Source organism: Chamaesiphon sp. OTE_20_metabat_361 (assembly GCF_031364565.1).
In genome coordinates, this window is record NZ_JANLWO010000456.1 from 1 (window position 1) to 1843 (window position 1843).

The 1843-nt window shown below is 47.6% G+C and carries 3 protein-coding genes and 1 pseudogene; 1 reads left to right on the forward strand and 3 read right to left on the reverse strand.

Features of this window, described 5'->3' with window-relative positions:
* Window positions 1–181, forward strand: a pseudogene (locus RMO35_RS13435) (acetyl-CoA carboxylase biotin carboxylase subunit); the annotation flags it as partial.
* An 82-nt stretch (window positions 182–263) separates the two neighbouring features.
* On the opposite strand, the gene RMO35_RS13440 reads toward RMO35_RS13435, so the two are convergent.
* From RMO35_RS13440 to RMO35_RS13450, 3 genes are read right to left on the reverse strand one after another with little or no spacing between them, the layout of a single operon-like run.
* Window positions 264–926: a glycoside hydrolase family protein gene (locus tag RMO35_RS13440; protein WP_309741807.1), complete on the reverse strand. Its 663-nt coding sequence runs from the start codon at window positions 924–926 to the stop codon at window positions 264–266.
* A 20-nt stretch (window positions 927–946) separates the two neighbouring features.
* The gene (locus RMO35_RS13445; protein ID WP_309741808.1) at window positions 947–1078 is read right to left on the reverse strand and encodes a hypothetical protein; all 132 of its coding nucleotides are present in this window, start codon (window positions 1076–1078) and stop codon (window positions 947–949) included.
* 21 nt (window positions 1079–1099) lie between these two features.
* Window positions 1100–1756, reverse strand: a complete 657-nt coding sequence (locus tag RMO35_RS13450; protein WP_309741809.1) for an SDR family oxidoreductase — start codon at window positions 1754–1756, stop codon at window positions 1100–1102.
* Between the last annotated feature and the right edge of the window lie 87 nt (window positions 1757–1843).

Sequence of the window (1843 nt, forward strand, 5' to 3'; positions counted from 1 at the left end):
CGTCTGGGGAGTCGATCGCGATACGGCGATTCGGCGGATGCGACGGGCATTGCGAGAATATGCTATTACGGGTGTGCCTACGACGATTAATTTTCATCAACGCATTCTCGAACATCCGGATTTTATTAAGGGTGAAGTTTATACCAATTTTGTCGAGTTAATGATGGCGAATGATGATTGATTGATTCACTCTGCTTGCTCCGAGCTACTAGCGCCGTTGGCTTCGACTTCGCTCAGCCAACTGCAAGATTGAGAATCGAAACCTAATCTTTTTGGGCTAATTCTTGTTTGAGCAACTGTTGATAAATACCTGATAATTTGGGGGTGACGGTATTTGTCTCGATGCCGTAACCCAAGCTCGTCCAGGTACTCGATAATCGTTGTCTGACTTTCTCCAATTGACCTGCTTTTAAGAGCGCAGGGATATTCATTCTCCAGGCTTTTTCATCGCTCAGCCAAGCATGAACGACAGCATCTTGGTACTCAGACTCAAAGCTATAAGCACACTGAAAGACAAATAGCGTACAAGATTGCTTGGGATGATACTTCCGAGCCATCTTTGCCCAGGTGATATCAATCATCTGATAGCGACCAGCGGCGGTAGAGCAATTATTCATATTTGGCCCGCTGGTAATCCGAATGCACCGCTCGGGATGACGATCGAGACTCTTGGCATGAGTGCCACCATAAATAACCGAATATGGTTGGCGATCGCTAGCCTCACTAGCAGAGATTGTCCGCATCAACGCCCGAATGTAAGGATCGCCACCTTTCATCACCAACGGCGGCGGTTGACTAGTCTCAAAAGTGGGATTGGCGATCTGCCGATCTCCCGTTTGTCTCAAGAGCAATACAGACCACAGCGCCGCAATACAGCCGATCGTCATGCCGATCGTTCGATAGTGTCTAGGTTTAAATGTGTCCATTGAGCATCAATAACTAAAGATTAAGCGGCTGAGGCAAGGTGAGATTCGTAGTTGGCAATTCCCCACATCACCGAAGTGTTTGCGGGTCGCTTGCCAACTGTGGATAGGAAATCGGCGATCGGCGATTTCCGCTTGAGTCTCTTTGCCTGCACACCTACCACGATCGTTAGTTACTACACCGCCGCAAAGAGATCTTCCCAACTTTTAGACTCTGCGGTGGGGGAACTGACGATTTCTAAGACCTTGTTGCGGGCTTGAGGGTTGGTGAGTGACTCAACGCACACCTGAGCCACCTTTTGTCTAGGTATACTACCATCAAAGAGGGTATCCGCTCCCGACATCACCACGGGGTTAGGGTTATCTTCATTTTTGAGTCCGCCCGGACGGACGATCGTATAGTTGAGTCCACTAGTTTTGAGGTACTGTTCGGCTTGCTGTTTCCACCACAAGATCAACCAAAAAAGATTGAGTGGATGGAAAAATTTCGAGACGCACAGTGATGAGACAAACACAAACTGCTCGATATTATGCGATTTCGCGGCATTGACCAAATTTTTGGTGCCTTCAAAATCGACTTGATACGGGCCAGTTGGGTCTAAACTAGGTTTTGCCCCAGTGGCACAGAGAATTACGGTACTATCACCCAGTGCGGTATTAATACTCTCTAGATTGAGGACATCGCCGACAACTAATTCGACCTCCGCTGGTAGAATAGTTCGTGCCTTATCGAGATCTCGCACCATTGCCCGCACGGAAATCTCCCGTTTGACTAATTCCTGAACGATGCGTCGTCCAGTTTCTCCGGTCGCGCCTGCTACAAATGCTTTCATTAAGTTTTTGTTACAATTAGTTTTGAGGTTGAGCGGTCTTACTTCTTATGTTAGATATAGAAACAATTAAACGGGCGGTTGCCGTCA